1 protein-coding gene is annotated in these 2,153 nt (G+C 60.3%); it reads left to right on the top strand.

Annotation, left to right across the window (positions count from 1 at the left end):
- Window positions 1–2,142: hypothetical protein (locus HBA26_RS22550; RefSeq protein ID WP_166721061.1), on the top strand; the 2,142-nt coding region annotated here is incomplete at its 5' end.
- Between the last annotated feature and the right edge of the window lie 11 nt (window positions 2,143–2,153).

The raw sequence follows: 2,153 nt of genomic DNA, 5'->3' as shown, positions 1-2,153 counted from the left end.
GCCGGAGATGCGGGTTACAGCATTAAGGCGGTGGTGACGCCGACGGGCAGCAGCCAGCCAGCACTGGCCGGAGCGGTACAGAGCAGCCCGTCGGTAGACGCTTATGGGGCGCCGTCGGTAACCAATCTTCACATCTCCGGCACGCCGAGGGTGGGGCAGACCCTGAATGCGGAATACACCTTAACGGCAAACGGGAGCGGTGCGGATGCGTCCACCTACCAGTGGCAGTGGAAGGACGGTGAGACCTGGAAGAATGCGGCCGCCGCTGGCAATACGGCACGCACGTTCACGTTGCCGGACAGCTATGCGGGCAACAGCGTGCGGGTGGTGGTGACGCCGAAGGGCAGCAGTCACCCGGCTCTGGCCGGAGTGGCGCAGGAAAGTTCAGCGGTCGAGGTATATGGCGCGCCGGCGGTGTCGGGCCTGAAGATTTCCGGCACGCCGAAGGTAGGGCAGACCCTGAGGGCGGAATACACCTTCAAGGCGAACGGAACCGGTGCGGATGCTTCAACCTATATCTGGGCGAGGTATGAGAGAACCAGCTGGATGCCGATCGAAGGAGCCACCGGCCGGGAATATACCCTCCAGGCCGGAGATGCGGGTTACAGCATTAAGGCGGTGGTGACGCCGACGGGCAGCAGCCAGCCAGCACTGGCCGGAGCGGTGCAGAGCAGCCCGTCGGTAGACGCTTATGGGGCGCCGTCGGTAACCAATCTGCACATCTCCGGCACGCCGAAGGTAGGGCAGACGCTGAGGGCAGAATACACCTTCACGGCAAACGGAAGCGGTACGGATAAATCCACCTTTATCTGGGGGAGGTATGAGAAAACCAGCTGGATGCCGATTGAGGGGGCCACGGGTCGGGAATACACCCTCCGGGCCGAGGATGCGGGTTACAGCATTAAAGTGACGGTAATTCCGGAGGGCAGCAGCCAGCCTCAGCTGCAGGGCGATACACAGCACAGCCCGGCGGTGGATGCCTATGGTGCGCCGTCAATAACCAATCTGCATATCTCCGGCACGCCGAAGGTGGGGCAGACCCTGAGGGCGGAATACACCTTCACGGCAAACGGGGCCGGGACGGACGCCTCCAGCTTCCAGTGGCAATGGCAGGATGGTGCAACATGGAAGAATGCTGCAGGCGGCACGGCAAGAACGTTTACGCTTCCAGACAGCTATGCGGGCTACAGCGTGCGGGTGGTGGTAACGCCGAAAGGCAGCAGCCAGCCGTCGCTGACCGGGGCGGTACAGGATAGTCCGACGATGGCAGCCTATGACGCGCCGTCGGTAACGGGCCTGAGGATCTCCGGCACGCCGAAGGTGGGGCAGACCCTGAGGGCGGAATACACCTTCACGGCAAACGGGGCCGGTACGGACATCTCAAGCTTCCAGTGGCAGTGGCAGGATGGTGCAGCATGGAAGAATGCCGCAGGCGGCATGGCAAGCACGTTTACGCTGCCGGACAGCTATGCGGGTTACAACGTGCGGGTAATGGTAACGCCGAAGGGCAGCAGCCAGCCGTCGCTGACCGGTGCGGTACAGAACAGCCCGGCGGTAGCGGTGTATGGTATGCCGTCTGTGACGGGGCTAAGGATCTCCGGCACGCCGGAGGTGGGGCAGACCCTGAGGGCGGAATATACCTTCACTGCAAACGGGGCCGGTATGGACGTCTCCAGCTTCCAGTGGCAGTGGAAGGATGGCCAGACGTGGAGGAATGTCGCAGGCGGCACGGCAAAAACGTTCACGCTGCCGGACAGCTATGCGGGCTATGACGTGCGGGTGGCCGTGACGCCTAAAAGTTCAGGGCAGCCGTTATCTGGCACTCAGGCCTTTAGTGGAGCTGTTACCATAAGATCTAAGCCTGCGCCTTTCGTTACAAACCTGGGTTACAGCGGCAGTACCGGAGCCTGTAACAGAATAACGGCAACCTACACCTACAACGCTAATGGCGGTGCATCTGAAGGCAACACGATATTTCAGTGGAAGTGGGGAAGCACCGTCGTTTCCAACATAAAAAGCGTTACTTTAGGCTATTGGGGGGAAGTCACGCTTTATGTGACGCCAGTTAATAAGGACGGTATCAGAGGAAAGACGGAATCAAAAACGTTTAAAAATACGGGCTTAAGTAGCTGTGATTGGTAAACACGTTAATT

This window comes from Enterobacter sp. 725m/11, assembly GCF_011683705.1.
Lineage (GTDB): Bacteria > Pseudomonadota > Gammaproteobacteria > Enterobacterales > Enterobacteriaceae > Enterobacter > Enterobacter bugandensis.
This window is presented reverse-complemented; position numbering and strand designations above follow the sequence as displayed.